The sequence below is a fragment of the uncultured Holdemanella sp. genome, assembly GCF_958348295.1.
GTDB lineage: Bacteria > Bacillota_I > Bacilli_A > Erysipelotrichales > Erysipelotrichaceae > Holdemanella.
Genome location: NZ_CATVYQ010000005.1, coordinates 16014 through 32188, shown reverse-complemented (window position 1 = coordinate 32188; position 16175 = coordinate 16014). Strand labels below are relative to the sequence as shown.

Genomic DNA, 16175 nt, shown 5'->3' with positions numbered 1-16175 from the left:
ATGAAGCTAAGTATGGAAAAAGAATATCTTGTACAAAATGCGGATGTAAATGAACTGGATTTTTTTAAGCAGGATTTAAAAAATCTTAATTATGAAGATTATTGTGACTTTATAGCTGATTTTATTAATGACACTAAATTGTTATTTATGAATTGCAATAACATCCAGTTTAAAAATATAATGAATGACTACAATGTAGATGAAAATTTATTTGATATTTAGAAAAGATGGCAGTACTGCCATCTTTTAATTTGGAGGGTTATTATGAATGAATATAACAATATAAAAAATAGATTTGATACAGATCGAGTCATACGTCAAACTGTCACCCCATCATCTTTATCGGTTATAGAAGCTCAGCAAAATTATGATAACAATTTAAAACGCAGTATTGTTCGTAACTTTGTAAAGGATCTTGAATCTCTAGGATGGGATATAAGAGAGGACTCAAATGGGTCAATTATGATTGAAACTGAATATGACAAAGAATATTATTCTTCCTATTCAGATGCCTTTGATGTATATAAAGATACAATTGTAGACGATGTGTATCAGGGAATCCTTGATAAAGAAGGATATTATAATTTCTACCTTGGGAAAGAACAGATAAGATATCTTGGTCTTGAAAAAGAATATGAAAAGCAGATGGAGCATGCGGTTGAAGGCGTAAATCATAATCTGGAAGATATTGATGACAGTGTGAATGATATATTATTAAGTACTGATGACGAGTCTAAAGATGTTGAAAGTGTGAATTCTACCGAAGAAATTTCAGAGGATACACAAGCTATTCAAAATACTATGGAGGATGGCAGTACTGCCACCAAACCAATTGAAGAAGCACAGGCTGAAAATGGTAATAATGAGCAGGAGCAAGAATCTGATGATAGGGTGGAAAAGAATGATAGCAGTCAGAAGCAAAGTAAAAAATCCAAGTCTCATGATTTAAATGAGATTGCAAGACAAATCGATTTGCAAATGAAGATTGATGACGTTGCAATACTATGTGGTTTGAATCTTGAAAAGAATGGTCGCTATTCATTGCGTGATCGAGATCATGATTCACTTGTTCTTGATTTAAAACGTAACTTTTTCTTTTGGAACAGTCAAGGGAAAAGGGGCGGATGCGTAAGCCTGTATAGGGAAATAATGAATGTGGGTTTTAAAGAAGCTGTATTAAAGTTGATGCCAAATATTGATTTGGATAAGGAATTTGTCGAGGCAGTCAGAGAAAAGCCTACAGAATTATCTGACCAAGATAGGCACCATGATTTATATAATCAGTTAAAGGAATTAAATTATAATTCTGAAGAAAATAAATCTATGAGGCAATCAATTGCATATCTTACAAAAACAAGAGGTCTAGACAGAGATATTATCAATAAAATGATTAGTGAAAATATGATTTATCAGATTTCAGATAGCTATGGTCCAAAGGTTGCGTTTGTTGGCCGTAAAGATAATAAGTATATTTCATCTATATGTCAGCGTTCAGTTTCTCCTAAAATCAAATTTAAAGGAGATTTTAAAAATTGTAATTACAAAGTTGGGTGGTTTTATGATCCAGAGACTAAAGGCCAATTTGGGAAAAAGGGAAATGCTGATAAGCCACTTCTAGTATTTGAAGCAAACATTGATATGATTTCCTACATGTCTTTGCTAAAAGAGTGTGGCGTAGATTATACACAGTTTGCATATCTGTCATGTAGTTCGATTAATCATGATATATGCATACCTGAAACATGTAAAGAATATGGCTATAATACAGTTCGTATATTATTTGACAATGACTATGAAGGAAAGGAAAACTGGGGGCAGAACAAAGCTAAGGAGATTTCAAGTAAATTATCTAAAACTGGCATAGATGCTAAACCTATTATTCCTGATATTCCATCCTGCAAAGACTGGAATGATATTATTGTTGGATACAGGGATAATACGATTTCTTTAGAAACCATAAAAGGACAGGTGCTAAAAGATATAACCGATTTAGTTAAATCTGTTCCTCAAACAAAAGAAGTTCCTTCAACCAATATGCAATTAAATGAAAACGATTCATTAATAAAATCTATTTCATTTTTAGAAAATAAAGGAATTGATATAGGTATTATGAGCTGTCTTTCAAAAACAAATAAGGAAATGTTTATTGATGACAAGGCTAAAACTTTTATTCAAACTAGAACAGATTTGGTTCCATCATGCGAAAAACAATTACTGGTATTTGAATCCAATATGGATATGCTTTCATATATGTCTCTACTGAAGGAAACTGGCAGGGATTTAGCTAAATATGCATTTATTTCTGACGGAAATCTTAATGAATCAAAAATTAATGGTATCAAGTCCATCAATGATAAATATCAGTTTAAAGGAGTTGCCTATATGCCTAGCAAGGACAGAAATGAAAGTGGCAGCCTATCCGCAATGCATATTGTATCTTGTTTAGATTCATTTAATAACAATGGGATAGATGTAAGATATGTTAGTCCTGCTCATGCAAGTAGTTGGAATGAAAGATTGAATCAGTATAAAGAAGAAAAAAATAAGGTTCAGAGTCAAAATAAAAGTGTTGATAAATCACAAAACAAAAGCATTTTGCAAAAAATGCGAGAAATGTCTGGAAAAACAGTTTCTATTGATGAAATGAATCGTTCAGCAGGACATGAAAAAGAAATGAATAGATCACGATGATAAAGGTGGCAGTACTGCCATCTTTATTTCTTGGAGGTATAAATGAAAGTTATTATTGCAGAAAAGCCGAACTTAGGTAGGACGATTGCAAGTGCTCTTGGAGTTTATGATAAATATGATGGATATTTATCAAACGGAGAAATTGCGGTCACATATGCTTTTGGGCATTTACTTGAACTGAAAGATATGGATGCATACTTTGGACATAAAGTTCCTTGGGGGGAGAATCTTCCTTTTTATCCTGATCCATTTGAATTTGATTTAAAGAAGAATGTAAAAAAGCAATTCGATATAATATGTAATCTGATAAATAGTTCTGAAACAGATGAAATCATTTGTGCAGGAGATGCAGATCGTGAAGGTGAGGTTATTGTTCGGCTTATCTTGAGTGCGGGATTAAAATCCTATAAGAAGATCACTCGTTTATGGTTGCCAGATCAGACTCCTCAAACAATCATTAAGCAAATGAAGGAGAGAAAGCTAGATTCTGAATATGATAATTTGTATTATGAAGGGCTTGCCAGAACATACATAGACTGGATTCTTGGAATTAATTTAACAAGATCTATTTCATCCATTGCGAATCAAACGATGTCGATTGGACGTGTTATTTGTCCTATAGTCATCGCTATATATGAGAGGGACAAGTCTATAGATGGGTTTGTTCCTCAAAAGTATTATTCATTGATTTCAAATGTAGATGGTGTTGAACTTGTTTCAAAATTGAAATTTGGCATAAATGAAAGATCCAATGCTTTATCAGTTTGTGATGATTATAATACATCTGGAGGGAATGTTGTGGATGTTTCTTCTAAAGATACTGTCAAGAACAGTCCTCGTCTTTTTTCTTTAAGCAAGTTACAGGGATATTGTGGAAAGAAGTTTAAACTAAAGCCTGCCGAGACATTATCAATTGTTCAAAGCCTATATGAGATGGGCCTTGTAACATATCCTAGAACAAATACAGAGTTTTTAAGTGAAAATGAGAAAGACAAAGTGAAGAATCTAATTCAAATTCATGATAGGAATGGAGAATTGATTTATAAAGATACTAAACGTGTTTTTGATGATTCTAAGATTGAATCTCACTCCGCATTATCTCCAACAGAAAAGATTGCAGATATTTCTTCTTTGTCAGAGAAAGAAGAAAATGTTTATACAACAATATACAATCGCTTTTTCTCAGTGTTCACAAAGGAAGAATGTGTTGTTACTGAATCTGTGATTGATATACAAGTAGGAAGATATAAACCTGAGTCAATTCAGTTAAAAGGAAAAATGTTTAAGTCACTAGGGTGGATGAAATATGAAATGGATGATGCCAAGAATGTTAGTTTGCCAGATTTAAAGATAGGTGAACAAATTCCTGTGGATTTTAAACCAGTAGAAAAGAAAACGTCTCCACCAAGTCACTATACTGTTGAGACGTTGGGTAATTACCTAACACATCCTTTTAAAAAAGAGAATGATTCTCTTGATGATGAATATAAGTCGTTGCTTGATGGCTGTGAGATTGGAACGGAAGCAACACGTGCGGGTATTATAGAAAAGGCTATAAATGTTGGATACATTTCATTAAAGCGAAACGTGTATAGAATTGAGCCTAAAGGAAAATACATGGTTGAATCTTTACAGAAAGTTCATTGTGATATGTCGCCTGCAAGGACTGTAGAAATGCAGAAAACATTGAAATCAGTCTATAAAGGGAATTTATCTATTGATGATGCATTGATAGAAACAAAATCATTTTTGAATGACTATTTTAGTGATTTATCCAACTATTCGTTAAGTCAATATGATAAGTCCAGTGAATGGCCGGAGTATGGTAGTTGTCCGTGGTGTGGCAAGCCTATTTATAAATTAAAAGGGAAAAATGGAGATTTTTATTCTCACAAAAAAGATGACAGGGCACAATGTTCATTTGCATTACAGAAAAAAGTCAATGTATTTGGAAATGAAATTGAATTAAGTGAAAAGGATATAAGATCTCTTTTGAATGGAAAATGTCCAAAATTCACTTTGTACTCTAAAGGTAAAGATAAGAATTATGAGGCTGGGATAAAAATAAAAAATAAGCCAAAATTATTTAATAATAAGGATTATATTGACTGGGAACTCGTTTTTTCTAAAAAGAAGAAACGATAGTGAATTAATTCTGGGGATAGAATATACAGGTTTTCATATTCTTCTTTATAAACATGTCTCATTAAGTGATACTAGTCTCATTTTAAATCTTTCATACTTTTTGATACTAGCGTAGGTGATTATTTTTGACAGTCTCACAATGTATACTTTTCGGAACTTCTGTTTTATAATAGTTGTAGGAATGTAGGTGAGAATTATGTTTTATGGTTATCATAGAGTCAGTACAAAAGAGCAGAATTTAGATCGAGGTATAGACGGAATCAAATTGTTTTGTGAAAAGCACAATTATCCATTGCAAAAAATATTTGTAGATAAAATCTCAGGGAAAACATTTGAACGCCCACGTTATACAGTTTTGAAAGAAGATGTATTACGTGAAGGTGATACTTTAGTAATTTATGAACTGGATCGACTTGCAAGAAATAAAAAAGCTATTTGTGATGAGTTGAGATATTATGAAGAACATGGAATTAGAGTTATGATTCTTGATATTCCTACAACAACGATTGAATTGCCTGAAGAAGCTGATAAGATGAATAAATTAATTACTGAAACAATCAATAAAGTAATAATTGAAATTTATGCTATGCAGGCAGAAACAGAAATGCAAAGAAGAGAGAAGAGACAACGAGAAGGAATCGAGGAGAAGAGGCTACACGGTAATTGGGAAGAATATGGTAGAAAACGTGTAATGTCGGCAAAGGATTTTGCAAAGCATTACCAGAAGGTAATAAAAGGTGAGCTAGGTTCGTTAGAATTAATGCGAGAGCTAAAGATGAAGAAAGCCACCTATTATAGATATGTGAATGAATACAAATCAAATCATTGATAATTATGTGTAGGTGGCTGTACTGCCATCTACACATTTTTTTCTTCGAGGAGGACATTTATTTATGAAGAGAATTATAGCTATGTATTTACGAGTATCCACTTTAGACCAAGCTCGAAATGGATATGGATTAGGCGATCAGGAAGTGCAATGTAAGAAATATATAGATTTATATTATCCAAGTGATGAGATTGAAATCTATAAAGATGATGGTTATTCTGCTAAGAATTTAGAGCGTCCAGAAATGGCAAGAATGCTTGATGATATGAAGAAGGGGAAAATACATACAATCATTGCGTTCAAATTAGATCGTTTAACTAGAAATGTTGTTGATACATATAAACTAATTAAACAGGTAATGGATTATGATTGTTCTTTGGTTGCTGTTATAGATAGACTGGATATCACGTCAGCGAACGGAAGAATGTTTGTTGGTCTGTTATCGTTGATAAGTCAGTGGGAAAGAGAAGTTATCAGTGAAAGAACCATTGCAGGACTTGAACAGATGGTGCGTAGTGGTAAGTACCCTTGTGGAGGGAAAGCTCCATATGGTTGGAATAAAACAAATGATGGAAAACTTATGATAAATGAAAAGGAAGCTGAAATTATTAATTATATGACGGATTGTTACATAGAAGGATATAGCTTAAGTGATATAAGTAAAATGGTATTTGCAAAATATGGATACCGCAAATCTTGGAGACATCTTAAAGAATTGTTGATTCGGAAAATGAATATAGGTGTTTTTGAATTTCATGGAGTTTCTTATGATGATTTTGTTCCACCGATTATGAATTTAAATAAATATAATGAATTGCTTAAAATGGCAGCACATAGAGAAGTGCATAGTCTAGAAAAGCAAACTTATACTTTTCATCGTTTGGTTTATTGTTCATGTGGTGAGATGTTGCAACATGTATGTACAATTAAACACAATTCAGGTGTTAGCAGAATATATAGATATTATTATTGTAGTAAATGTAACAAAAGAGTAAATCAAACCTTCTTAGAAAAGGAAATATTTGAAACTCTGTTCTTGGAAGAATTTAGAATCAAGACTCTTGAAAAACAAAAAAAACAGGAATTGATATTATCAGCTTTGGAAGAAAAGAAAGAAGAAGTGTTCAATGCGTATAAAGAAAATGTTATTGATTTTGATACGTATAAATTTACTATGGCAAAATTGGAGAAGGAAAGGAATATGACTTTAAAAGAATTAAGTTCTTTAGACATTGTATCCAATTCAAAATATTTTGAAATGACACAGGAAGAAAAATATGCTTACGTTCATGATATGATTTCAAAAATTATTTTTGATTTTGATGAACAAATTGTGCTCAGTATTCAATTCAAATCTAAATAAAAAGGCTATCATTAGTGATAGTCTTTTTAATAATTGGAATTTAGATTGTCTAAATATAGTTCCAAGGCAATTTCGATAATTGCTGTTTTTGTTCTACATTTATCTACATTTTATTAACTAAAAAAGGTGGACTCACTCGACAACCCCATTTTTATCCTCATATGCAATGTCATACGCTTTATCTGATAGAAAAATTATAAATTCATCTAAAAGCTTTTTTCTGCCTGCGTCAGTTGATGAATTGAAAATCTGTTTCATCAATTTAATTGAGGATTTAAATGCTTTGCTATTGCTGTCATCAGTATTGTTAGCAATATGAAGAAGGATAGTAGAATTCATAAGTATTTCTTTCATATTTTTGTTTTCAAAGTAAAAATCATTGGTGAAATACTCGATATCTTTATCTAAAGCGTTTGCAATCTTTTGAATATTTGTAAGAGATGGACATTTTTCATTAATTAAATATCTACTTAAAAGGCGTGCGTTAATACTAGTAAAATTAGATAATTGTTTAATTGACATGTTTTTTTCATTTAATGCCTTTTCAAGATAGATTCCTATTTGATAATTGTTTCGTTCTTTCCCCATAGTACTTCTGCTCCTTATTTTGATTCTTCTTTGCTTTTCTCGTTGAATGTAGTTTTGTATATATCAGTTGTCATTACATGATATAGGGATTCTAATATTGCTTTTTTACCATTTAATGAAACTGAATTGAATGATTGATTTATCATATGATTTATTACTTTATATGATTGTCTTATATTTTGATCGTTAGCTTTATCTATTCTTGCAAACATTTCTTCGTTTATGCCTGTTCTAACCAGAATGTCTTTGTAATAGGCGTCTTTCGTGAAATACTCGACATCTTTATCTAAAGCTTTTGCAATCTTCTGAATATTTGTTAGGGATGGACATTGTTCATTAATTAAATATTTACTTAAAAGTCGAATATTAATGGCCGTGCAATCAGATAGCTGTTTAACAGACATGTTTTTATCCGTTAATGCTTTTTCAAGATAGATTCCTATTTGATAATTGTTTCGTTCGATTCTCATAATAATACTCCTAATTATCTAATGTTGTTCTGAATTGTGCTTTTTTGTATTTGTATTTAATTGATTATTGAATGATGTTCGAAATTTAATGTAATCTTTTTCACTAATTCCAAACATATCATGTAGTAATGAACTATCGGAATATAGGTGCTTCCAAGAGTCTTTACTTTTATTATCAGAATATGCGATTTCTCTTATATACGTAACTAAAATAAGATGTAAAATATGAGCAATTTTTCTCTTACCTTTTAAAGAAAGTGAGTTGAAAATTTGATTCATCATACGATTCATAGCTCTAAAAGCTTTTTTTAAATCTTTTTCATTATTCTTGTCAATGTGTAAAATAAGGTCGTTGCTTAAAATTGTAGCTTTAATGTTTCCATCCTTAGAATATGAATCGCTAGTAAAATATTCAGGATCCATATTTAAAGCATTTGAAATTTTATTTATAGTAGTTAAAGAAGGTGATTTTTCGTTGATTAAGAATTTTCTTAACATGGTTATTTCAATGCCACTTAGATCTGATAATTCTTTGATTGTTAAATTTTTATCATTAAGTACTTTGTCTAAGTACAAACCAATATGATAATTGTTTCTATCTATTCCCATGATGCTTTGTTCCTCCTCGATTCGAGTTTGATTCATTCTTCTCGTTATATATAACTTTGTAAATATCAATAGTCATTACATGATATAAATATTCTAATATTTCTTTTTTCCCAGTAGCTGAAGCAGAGTTATAAGACTGGTTTATAATGCGATTGATTCCTTTATAAGCTTTTCTCATGTTGATTTCATTTGTTTCATCTATCATATCGAATAGCTCGTTATCAATGCTTGTCTTGGTTTGCTTCTTTTTATAATAAGAATCATTAATAAAATACTCATAATCCATGTCTAAGGCTTTTGCAATCTTTTTTATAGTGGTTAGAGAAGGTGAGCTTTCATTGATTAAAAACTTTCTTAGATTAGTTATATCAACACCACTTAAGTCTGATAATTCTTTTGTTGTTAAATGTTTATGTTGAAGAGCTTTTTCTAAATATATACCAATTTGATAATTGTTTCTATCCATTCCCATATTATCTACCTCTTGAGTATATTATAACAAATATAAAACAGACCATATATAATATAGTATATAAAATGATATAATTATGGTTGAAAATTCACATAATACACTGGTATACTAGGTTAAGTTGGCACTCAACCCTTTCTGCCGACTCTTTTTTTATGAATTTTCCGAAATTAATGTTGTTTTCACATTGGATCGCTACAATGAATGTAGGAGGTTTTAAATGATGAACAACAAACGTATTTTACCGTCAATCGGCTTAGAGGGGACTAAAGAGGAATTGCTAGATTTTTTATCAGATTTCGATATCAATAAGATAGCTATCTCTTTTGTAGGGGATAGAATGGTTTTTACCGCATCTGTTCCAGTAGATAATGAACTTATGGAAGTGTATGAACAAGCTTATGGAATCTCACAAGCTTAATAAAAAAAGGTTTAGTCAATATTTGAATATTGGCTATAGCCTTTTTTTCTGCCTTTATATAAGGTAATTAGCTAGGTTATATGCTGTTTGGTATAATAAAAGCTTATTTTAAACCTCTTTTTTCTGTTTCTTGTTATTTTTCTATTGTACATCAACCTTATGAGTGTTAAAATTTAATCAGAAAGCTAAATTGGAACAATAAAAAAAACTCCACGAGGGAACTAACCTCTGGAGGGATGACCAATGGTTTTGGCAGAACCATTTGATACTATAATTCTATCAAACTTTAAAATTATTTCAAGATGATAAGTATCATAATTTTCAAAGGACTGCTAAAATAATTGGTTAATAGCGGTCCTTTTTTAGTTTTTAAAAATGAATAAAGTTGTTTAAACTAAAAATATGCTTGGTGATATGGAATTTGCAATTGCAAAATAAAAAAACCAAAAGCGAATGATTTGACCGTCAAATCATAGTTCATTCGTTTTCGGTCCCTCCATATCTCACAGCCACTTTTATAATGCTTTTTACTATGCTTTTTCGGCATCGAAAGCTAAGTAGCAGTTCGATCAATAAAATTAATGGTAGCGCGTACGGGATTCGAACCCGTGATACAGCCTTGAGAGGGCTGTGGCTTAACCGCTTGCCGAACGCGCCATGTGCTTAAGTATTATAGCACAAAATAAAAGAGAAGTATAGACTTCTCTTACAATTCTGCAATCAAATCGCATAAGTTTTTATAGGCTTTTTGAAAAGATTCTAGGTTTAATTTTTCTTCTGGCGTATGACAACCTTCGGCAATAGGACCGTATGTGATGATATCTAAATCTGGAATCAATCCTTTTAGAATACCTGTTTCCATACCGCCGTGGGATGCTTCTGTTTCCATTTCTACACCTTGTCTTTTTAAGATTTCTTTTAATGTATCTCTTAATGGGCTATTAGCTTCATAGTTCCATCCACAAAAGTTTGTATCTTCATGTTCAAATGCATGACATAATTGTGCAATCATTTTGATTTTATTTCCTAATTCATCCTTCATAGATTCTAATGGGGAGCGGATGCAGAATGCACATTTTACAACATTGTCTTCTGTTCTTAGTTTACCTAAGTTAAGGGAAGCTAGTGTTAATCCTTCAATGGCCATCGATTTATGCTGCAAACCATTTGGTAATAAATAGTATAGTGTAATTAATTCATTTGTATCTTTTGAAGTAAAGGCTTTAGTAGCTTTTTCTGTTTCTTCCAATTGAATATCAAGCTTACTATCACTGAATTCAAATTCTGTTTTTAAATCGGCTGTGATTTGTTCAATATTTGGTTTAATATCTGAAACGAAAGTTGCTTCTGCTTCTCTAGGAATTGCATTTTCTTTTAGACCACCATTTACAGATACAATTTGAATATCTTTTAATGTTTGTAGAACTCGAAATAAGATTTTAATGGAGTTACCCTTTTCTTGATCAATGCAAGCACCTGAATGACCACCATCTAATCCTTTTACAGTAAGTTTGTAGGTTGGTTTATCAACTTCTTCAAAAGCACATGTTTTATTGACATAGGCATAGCGACCACCACTTGTTGTGGTACAAGTACTAACTTCACCACCCCCATCAAGACCAATCATCTTTTTGGCATTGAAGTATTCTTTCTTTAAATTAATAGATCCTAATAGACCTACTTCTTCTTGTACAGTAAATACACATTCTAGATTTGGATGCTTTAGAGTATCATCACTAAGAATGGCCAACATGTAGCTCACTCCAAATCCATCATCGGCACCTAATGTTGTTCCTTTCGCTTTTAACCATCCATCTTCAACATATAAATTTAAAGCATCGGTTTCAAAGTCAAAATCAACATCCTTGTTTTTTTCACATACCATGTCCATATGCGCTTGTAACATTACTGTATCGTGCTCTTTGTAGCTTGGTGTAGCATTTTTATAAATAATCACATTATTCATGTCATCACGAACATATTTAAAATTATGTTCCTTCGCAAAGTTTTCTACATAGTCTGCAATTTTTTCTTCATGAAAAGATCCATGAGGAATCTTTGAGATTTCTTCAAAATATTTGAAGATTGCGACATTTTCATCTAATACACTCATTGTTTATACTTCCACTTGATTAAAAATAGTATAGTACAGAAAATGAGAGACGCAAGTCCCTCACTATTGAATATTGATATATCTTGTTTCTTCTTCATGCTTTACAGGTTTTGTAGGCAATAAGATAAATAATTCACCATTGTCAAAACGAGCTTTGATATCCTCTTGTTTGTAGCCTTCACCAATATAGAAAGAACGAGAATAAGTTCCAGTAAATCTTTCTTGACGAAGTACACGCGTATCTTCTTTGTTGATATTACGAGTTGCTGTGATCTTTAGATATCCATCTTTCAATTCAATTTGAATATTTTCTTTTTGGATGCCACAAACCTCCATGCAGATTTGATAATATCCATCTTTTTCATAAATATCTGTTCTTAAAACAGTATTTGTATCTTGTTTTTTAGTATCATTGAAAAAGTCATCAAAATAATTAGGGTAATAGCGCATATTGAATCCTCCTTAGCACTTATATCTTTTAACTGCTAATATCATAGTACAATTGTTTGGCACAGTCAATATCTGAGTGCTAATAATTTTGAGATTCGTTTAAATTTTGATTTTACGGGTTTTGCAACACTTTTTTTGATTGTTGATCACCTAATTAATTGAATATGAAAAAAAACAGTCAATCATAAATGAAAGACTGTTTTAAATTATGTACTTTATTACTTTGTGTAAAGATTTAACTGATGGTCTATGTCCCTTCGGGTATACATGACTCTAAGTATTGTTACAACCTTTTTATCACAATCTGGAATATATAGTACGACATAATTATCTACTGGTAATACACGAAGTCCACGGCTTTTCCATGGCTCTTTTTCATATCTTCGATAACGCTCTGGCATCGTATTCAGACTTAATATCTGTTTTTCCAAACGGTCAAGTTGTCCACTTGCATTTTTCGGTGATTGTAATTCAAAAGCAATATATTCAAAAATCCCACTCAAATCACTGTCAGCCTGTTGGGATACTTCTACTTCATATATCATAAACCATAATCTTTGCGAATGTCAGCAAAGGCTTTTTTTGCATTTTTTGTCCGTCCAGCTTGCATATCTGCATATCCTTTTTCCAATTCTTCATTGAACTCTACTTCTGATAATGTGTTGATATCAACCGGTCTGGTAGATGGTATTTTTACTTCAAATGGAAGTCCTCTCTGTAAGATGATTTGTTTATAAAACATATTGATAGCACTGGACGCAGAGATACCAAGTGCAGACAGGATACTTTCTGCGTTTTCTTTAACATCTGGTTCAATTCTTGCATATAAATTTGCTGATTTTGTTGCCATATAAAACATCTCCTTTCGTGAGTAGTGTTTCCGTCTATCTTTATTATATGCAGATGTCCGCACATTAGCAATACTGATTTTGCGTTCCAAAAATCTTGTTGAATAACTGTAGTAATACATCTTTTACACCGGACGCAATAGGCTAGCTTGAAATAGTGAAGATCTAATTTTTTTCAGTGACGACAATAAAGCTGTCGGGATACTTTGTAGTTTTCAGTAATCGCTTTACTATTTTATTCGAAAATTTTTTCTTCTTCCGATTTTGAGTATAGAAAAGGAACGCAAAAAATGTACGTTCCGTAGTCTATCAAAATATTTAAATTTTTCTTATGGAGTGTTAAGTGCTAATTATTTTGTCGCTTGTTACGAGTACACTTTTCTGCATCAATAGCCAAGACAAACATAAGTGCATCCAATGCATTTTCTACATCTTTAACATCAATGACATAAGTATCTGTAAAATTAAATATTTCTTTACGAATAATCGCTACAGTATCATAGCTTTCATCCACAATTGTATAATTCCATTCAGTAAGAGTTCCATCAATATGCCATCCATTGTAGTCAATGTTGTAATGTGGAGTAAAGAAAGATAATTCTTTCGATAGACATCCAATATATTCATTATTCTTATAGATTTCAAATTTAGGAAGAAGAGTTATCACTTTTTCTAATACAGTACCCACTTCATTTCTATTTTGATCATAAATGACTAGTTTATGTCCCCAAGAAAGTTTTCCTTCGACTTGATATATGATTTGACCATCTTCGTTGTATATATCATAACTGTCAAACCAGGAAAAGAATCGTTGCTTAAATAATAGTTTCATAATTTCACCACCATCCCAATTATAGCATTGAATATATTTAAGGTTTATTTAAGTTTTAATATATATACTCATTAACGAAATAGGTGATTATACTTTTCATGCCCTTAGAATAATCATGCCTATTTCTTTTTTTTGACAATTTTTAAAATCTTAAGAAAACTTAAGGAAATCTTAAGGAAAACATAATAAAATATATCCGAGGTGAATTTGTTATGAAGAAAAGACTCGGAAACATATTGATATTTGTATTGATTATAGGCCTTACGATTGGATATGGAATCTATAAAGATGATCAATCAAGAGTCACAGTCAATAAAATCTATACGACTCAGTTTCAAGAGCAGGCATTATCGGATTTAGAAAATGAAAAAGGAAATGGAAATTATACATTTCAAAATATGTTTATGAAATACAATCCTTTTTCAACCAATACACAATCGATGTATGTTTATTTTAATACATCCAAAGCGGCAAAAATTACATATACAGTAAGTTGTGCTGATTATGCGGATTTTACAGCTACAGCTTATCAGGCAAAAGAATTTCAAAAAGAACATGAATTTCAATTGATTGGATTGATTCCTGACTGTACAAATACAATCACAATTACAGCTACTTATAAGGATGGGACAAGTCAAAGCGTAAGTACAAATTATACAATGGGATCACTTTTAGGTGATGAAGATATACAACTTGAACAAGTGTCTGGTTCTAAACAAGATTTAGGTAATGGGTTATATACCTTATTAGGAAATGATTCCGATGATCAAGACTTTGTTTATATGTATGATACAAATGGCATTTTGCGTGGGGAAATTCCAATTATTGGATATCGTTCTCATCGTATGTTGATGCAAAATCAAACATTATATATGAGTGTATCAACACATCGAATGGCAGCCATCAATCATTTGGGAATGATAGAACACATTTATAATTTGGGTAATTATATAGTTCATCACGATTATCAATTTGATCAGGATGGAAATTTGATTTTATTAGCTACAAATGAAGAGAAGAATAGTGTAGAAGACTGCATTATTAAATTAGATGTAGACGCAGAAGAAGTAAGTGAATTATTAGATTTAGAAGATTTATTTAAAAGCTACAAAGAAAGCACGAATCATAAGGAAGGCTCAAAATGGGATTGGATGCATATCAATACACTTCAATATCTAAATGATGATAGTGTTATTCTTTCTTCTCGAGAAACAAGTTCAATCATTAAAATCAAGGATGTAAGCACAAATCCAAGTATTGATTATATTATTGGAAATGAAGATTTCTGGAAAGATACGGATTATACAGAATATCTATATACAAAAGTAGGTGATTTCTTGACAAGTGGAGGACAACATACTGTAACCTATATGGAAGATGATTCGCTTGAATCAGGTCAATACTATCTATATATGTTTAACAACAACTTTGGCTACTCAAAAACAAGAAAAGATTATGATTGGACAGTAAATGAAGGAATTCAAACAAGTATTACAGAAGGTACAACATCGTATTACTATCAATATTTAGTGGATGAAAATGAAGGTACATATACATTGGTGAATTCATTTGAAGTTCCGTTTAGTGCCTATGTATCCAGTGCACAAAATCTAGGTAATCATATTGTCATAGATTCAGGTATTGCAGGACTATTATCCATTTATGATACGGATGGAAATCTTGAACAGCAATTGAGTATAAAGAAAAATGATCGTTTTATTTATCGAATCTATTATTATGATTATAAAGGATATTATTTTAGTTAGAGAGCAATCTCTAACTTTTTTTAAGCCAATTTTAAGTGTTGTTTCGTATGTTTATGTTATGACATATAAAGAATTTTATGGATCTGACTATGATCAGTTTAAGAAAGTACTCGATTCTGTTTTAAATACGATTGAATTGAGTTCATTAGCTTGTATACAATATACAACTTCTAGGATCAAATCGCCGGAAAGTGTTTTAAAAAAGATTGGCAATGACTATGCATTACTTCATGACATTATTGGTGTTCGCATCATTTGTTCATTTGTAGATGAAATGTATCAAGTAAAAGATTGGATCAATTCTAGTTTTGAAGTGGTGGAAGTAAGAGACTATTTAAGACATCCCAAACCAAGTGGATATCGAAGTCTACATGTGATTATTAAAGTAGATGGATGTTTCGTTGAAATTCAGGTGCGAACGATTGCACTTGATTTTTGGGCAAATCTAGAACATCAAATTCATTATAAGAAAGATGTTGAGGATGAAAAATTGATTCGTAGTGAGTTAAAACGATGTGCCGATGAAATTGCTTCTTTAGACTTATCATTTCAAACAATTAAAGATAGAATCGAGGGATAAT

The 16175-nt window shown here is 31.3% G+C and carries 17 protein-coding genes and 1 tRNA gene; 8 read left to right on the top strand and 10 right to left on the bottom strand.

The genetic code is table 11. The annotated features are described in order from the left end of the window. From Q3907_RS01780 to Q3907_RS01760, 5 genes are all read left to right on the top strand, one after another. Window positions 1–222: a hypothetical protein gene (locus Q3907_RS01780; RefSeq protein ID WP_301896947.1), complete on the top strand. Its 222-nt coding sequence runs from the start codon at window positions 1–3 to the stop codon at window positions 220–222. A gap of 42 nt (window positions 223–264) precedes the next feature. Further along, window positions 265–2691, top strand: a complete 2427-nt coding sequence (locus Q3907_RS01775; RefSeq protein ID WP_301896946.1) for a toprim domain-containing protein — start codon at window positions 265–267, stop codon at window positions 2689–2691. Between the two features lie 42 nt (window positions 2692–2733). Further along, on the top strand, window positions 2734–4836 hold the full coding sequence (locus tag Q3907_RS01770) for a DNA topoisomerase (protein WP_301896945.1): 2103 nt from the start codon (window positions 2734–2736) through the stop codon (window positions 4834–4836). A gap of 196 nt (window positions 4837–5032) precedes the next feature. After that, on the top strand, window positions 5033–5665 hold the full coding sequence (locus Q3907_RS01765; protein WP_278464387.1) for a recombinase family protein: 633 nt from the start codon (window positions 5033–5035) through the stop codon (window positions 5663–5665). A 64-nt stretch (window positions 5666–5729) separates the two neighbouring features. Continuing rightward, window positions 5730–7028, top strand: a complete 1299-nt coding sequence (locus Q3907_RS01760) for a recombinase family protein (protein ID WP_301896943.1) — start codon at window positions 5730–5732, stop codon at window positions 7026–7028. A gap of 132 nt (window positions 7029–7160) precedes the next feature. On the opposite strand, the gene Q3907_RS01755 is transcribed toward Q3907_RS01760, so the two are convergent. The 4 genes from Q3907_RS01755 to Q3907_RS01740 are packed head-to-tail and all read right to left on the bottom strand — an operon-like array spanning window position 7161 to window position 9167. Further along, window positions 7161–7616 carry a helix-turn-helix domain-containing protein gene (locus Q3907_RS01755; RefSeq protein WP_301896942.1) on the bottom strand — a complete coding sequence of 152 codons (456 nt, stop codon included), beginning with the start codon at window positions 7614–7616 and terminating at the stop codon, window positions 7161–7163. A 14-nt stretch (window positions 7617–7630) separates the two neighbouring features. After that, window positions 7631–8086: a helix-turn-helix transcriptional regulator gene (locus Q3907_RS01750; protein ID WP_301896941.1), complete on the bottom strand. Its 456-nt coding sequence runs from the start codon at window positions 8084–8086 to the stop codon at window positions 7631–7633. 18 nt (window positions 8087–8104) lie between these two features. Then, window positions 8105–8695, bottom strand: coding sequence for a helix-turn-helix domain-containing protein (locus Q3907_RS01745; RefSeq protein ID WP_301896940.1), 591 nt, complete (start codon window positions 8693–8695; stop codon window positions 8105–8107). Next, on the bottom strand, window positions 8682–9167 hold the full coding sequence (locus Q3907_RS01740; RefSeq protein ID WP_301896939.1) for a helix-turn-helix domain-containing protein: 486 nt from the start codon (window positions 9165–9167) through the stop codon (window positions 8682–8684). The genes Q3907_RS01745 and Q3907_RS01740 overlap by 14 nt, the downstream gene beginning before the upstream one ends. A 217-nt stretch (window positions 9168–9384) precedes the next feature. Between Q3907_RS01740 and Q3907_RS01735 the strand changes: the two genes are divergently transcribed. Next, window positions 9385–9585: a hypothetical protein gene (locus tag Q3907_RS01735; protein ID WP_301896938.1), complete on the top strand. Its 201-nt coding sequence runs from the start codon at window positions 9385–9387 to the stop codon at window positions 9583–9585. Window positions 9586–10167: 582 nt separating this feature from the next. Here the strand turns inward: Q3907_RS01735 and Q3907_RS01730 are convergent. The 6 genes from Q3907_RS01730 to Q3907_RS01705 form a co-directional block, all read right to left on the bottom strand. After that, window positions 10168–10242, bottom strand: a tRNA-Glu gene (locus tag Q3907_RS01730). Window positions 10243–10291: 49 nt separating this feature from the next. Continuing rightward, window positions 10292–11698, bottom strand: a complete 1407-nt coding sequence (gene pepD / locus Q3907_RS01725; protein ID WP_301896936.1) for a beta-Ala-His dipeptidase — start codon at window positions 11696–11698, stop codon at window positions 10292–10294. A gap of 63 nt (window positions 11699–11761) precedes the next feature. Next, window positions 11762–12148, bottom strand: a complete 387-nt coding sequence (locus Q3907_RS01720; RefSeq protein WP_118318633.1) for an Hsp20/alpha crystallin family protein — start codon at window positions 12146–12148, stop codon at window positions 11762–11764. A gap of 218 nt (window positions 12149–12366) precedes the next feature. Continuing rightward, window positions 12367–12693: a type II toxin-antitoxin system RelE/ParE family toxin gene (locus tag Q3907_RS01715; RefSeq protein ID WP_301896935.1), complete on the bottom strand. Its 327-nt coding sequence runs from the start codon at window positions 12691–12693 to the stop codon at window positions 12367–12369. Beyond that, the gene (locus Q3907_RS01710) at window positions 12690–12998 is read right to left on the bottom strand and encodes a type II toxin-antitoxin system RelB/DinJ family antitoxin (RefSeq protein WP_118318629.1); all 309 of its coding nucleotides are present in this window, start codon (window positions 12996–12998) and stop codon (window positions 12690–12692) included. Before Q3907_RS01710 ends, Q3907_RS01715 begins: the two co-directional genes overlap by 4 nt. Window positions 12999–13342: 344 nt before the next feature. Beyond that, complete coding sequence (locus Q3907_RS01705; protein ID WP_301896931.1) at window positions 13343–13828, bottom strand: LURP-one-related/scramblase family protein; 486 nt, start codon at window positions 13826–13828, stop codon at window positions 13343–13345. 212 nt (window positions 13829–14040) lie between these two features. On the opposite strand from Q3907_RS01705, the gene Q3907_RS01700 reads away from it, so the two are divergent. Next, window positions 14041–15594: an aryl-sulfate sulfotransferase gene (locus Q3907_RS01700; RefSeq protein WP_301896930.1), complete on the top strand. Its 1554-nt coding sequence runs from the start codon at window positions 14041–14043 to the stop codon at window positions 15592–15594. Then, the gene (locus tag Q3907_RS01695) at window positions 15566–16174 is read left to right on the top strand and encodes a GTP pyrophosphokinase family protein (RefSeq protein WP_301896929.1); all 609 of its coding nucleotides are present in this window, start codon (window positions 15566–15568) and stop codon (window positions 16172–16174) included. Before Q3907_RS01700 ends, Q3907_RS01695 begins: the two co-directional genes overlap by 29 nt. The last annotated feature ends 1 nt before the right edge of the window (window position 16175 follow it).

Excerpts from the sequence above, each read along its gene's own strand:
- Q3907_RS01780 (WP_301896947.1), top strand. The coding sequence starts at position 1 with ATGAAGCTAAGTATGGAAAAAGAATATCTTGTACAAAATGCGGATGTA.
- Q3907_RS01775 (WP_301896946.1), top strand. The coding sequence starts at position 265 with ATGAATGAATATAACAATATAAAAAATAGATTTGATACAGATCGAGTC.
- Q3907_RS01770 (WP_301896945.1), top strand. The coding sequence starts at position 2,734 with ATGAAAGTTATTATTGCAGAAAAGCCGAACTTAGGTAGGACGATTGCA.
- Q3907_RS01765 (WP_278464387.1), top strand. The coding sequence starts at position 5,033 with ATGTTTTATGGTTATCATAGAGTCAGTACAAAAGAGCAGAATTTAGAT.
- Q3907_RS01760 (WP_301896943.1), top strand. The coding sequence starts at position 5,730 with ATGAAGAGAATTATAGCTATGTATTTACGAGTATCCACTTTAGACCAA.
- Q3907_RS01755 (WP_301896942.1), bottom strand. The coding sequence starts at position 7,616 with ATGGGGAAAGAACGAAACAATTATCAAATAGGAATCTATCTTGAAAAG.
- Q3907_RS01750 (WP_301896941.1), bottom strand. The coding sequence starts at position 8,086 with ATGAGAATCGAACGAAACAATTATCAAATAGGAATCTATCTTGAAAAA.
- Q3907_RS01745 (WP_301896940.1), bottom strand. The coding sequence starts at position 8,695 with ATGGGAATAGATAGAAACAATTATCATATTGGTTTGTACTTAGACAAA.
- Q3907_RS01740 (WP_301896939.1), bottom strand. The coding sequence starts at position 9,167 with ATGGGAATGGATAGAAACAATTATCAAATTGGTATATATTTAGAAAAA.
- Q3907_RS01735 (WP_301896938.1), top strand. The coding sequence starts at position 9,385 with ATGATGAACAACAAACGTATTTTACCGTCAATCGGCTTAGAGGGGACT.
- pepD (WP_301896936.1), bottom strand. The coding sequence starts at position 11,698 with ATGAGTGTATTAGATGAAAATGTCGCAATCTTCAAATATTTTGAAGAA.
- Q3907_RS01720 (WP_118318633.1), bottom strand. The coding sequence starts at position 12,148 with ATGCGCTATTACCCTAATTATTTTGATGACTTTTTCAATGATACTAAA.
- Q3907_RS01715 (WP_301896935.1), bottom strand. The coding sequence starts at position 12,693 with ATGATATATGAAGTAGAAGTATCCCAACAGGCTGACAGTGATTTGAGT.
- Q3907_RS01710 (WP_118318629.1), bottom strand. The coding sequence starts at position 12,998 with ATGGCAACAAAATCAGCAAATTTATATGCAAGAATTGAACCAGATGTT.
- Q3907_RS01705 (WP_301896931.1), bottom strand. The coding sequence starts at position 13,828 with ATGAAACTATTATTTAAGCAACGATTCTTTTCCTGGTTTGACAGTTAT.
- Q3907_RS01700 (WP_301896930.1), top strand. The coding sequence starts at position 14,041 with ATGAAGAAAAGACTCGGAAACATATTGATATTTGTATTGATTATAGGC.
- Q3907_RS01695 (WP_301896929.1), top strand. The coding sequence starts at position 15,566 with ATGATTATAAAGGATATTATTTTAGTTAGAGAGCAATCTCTAACTTTT.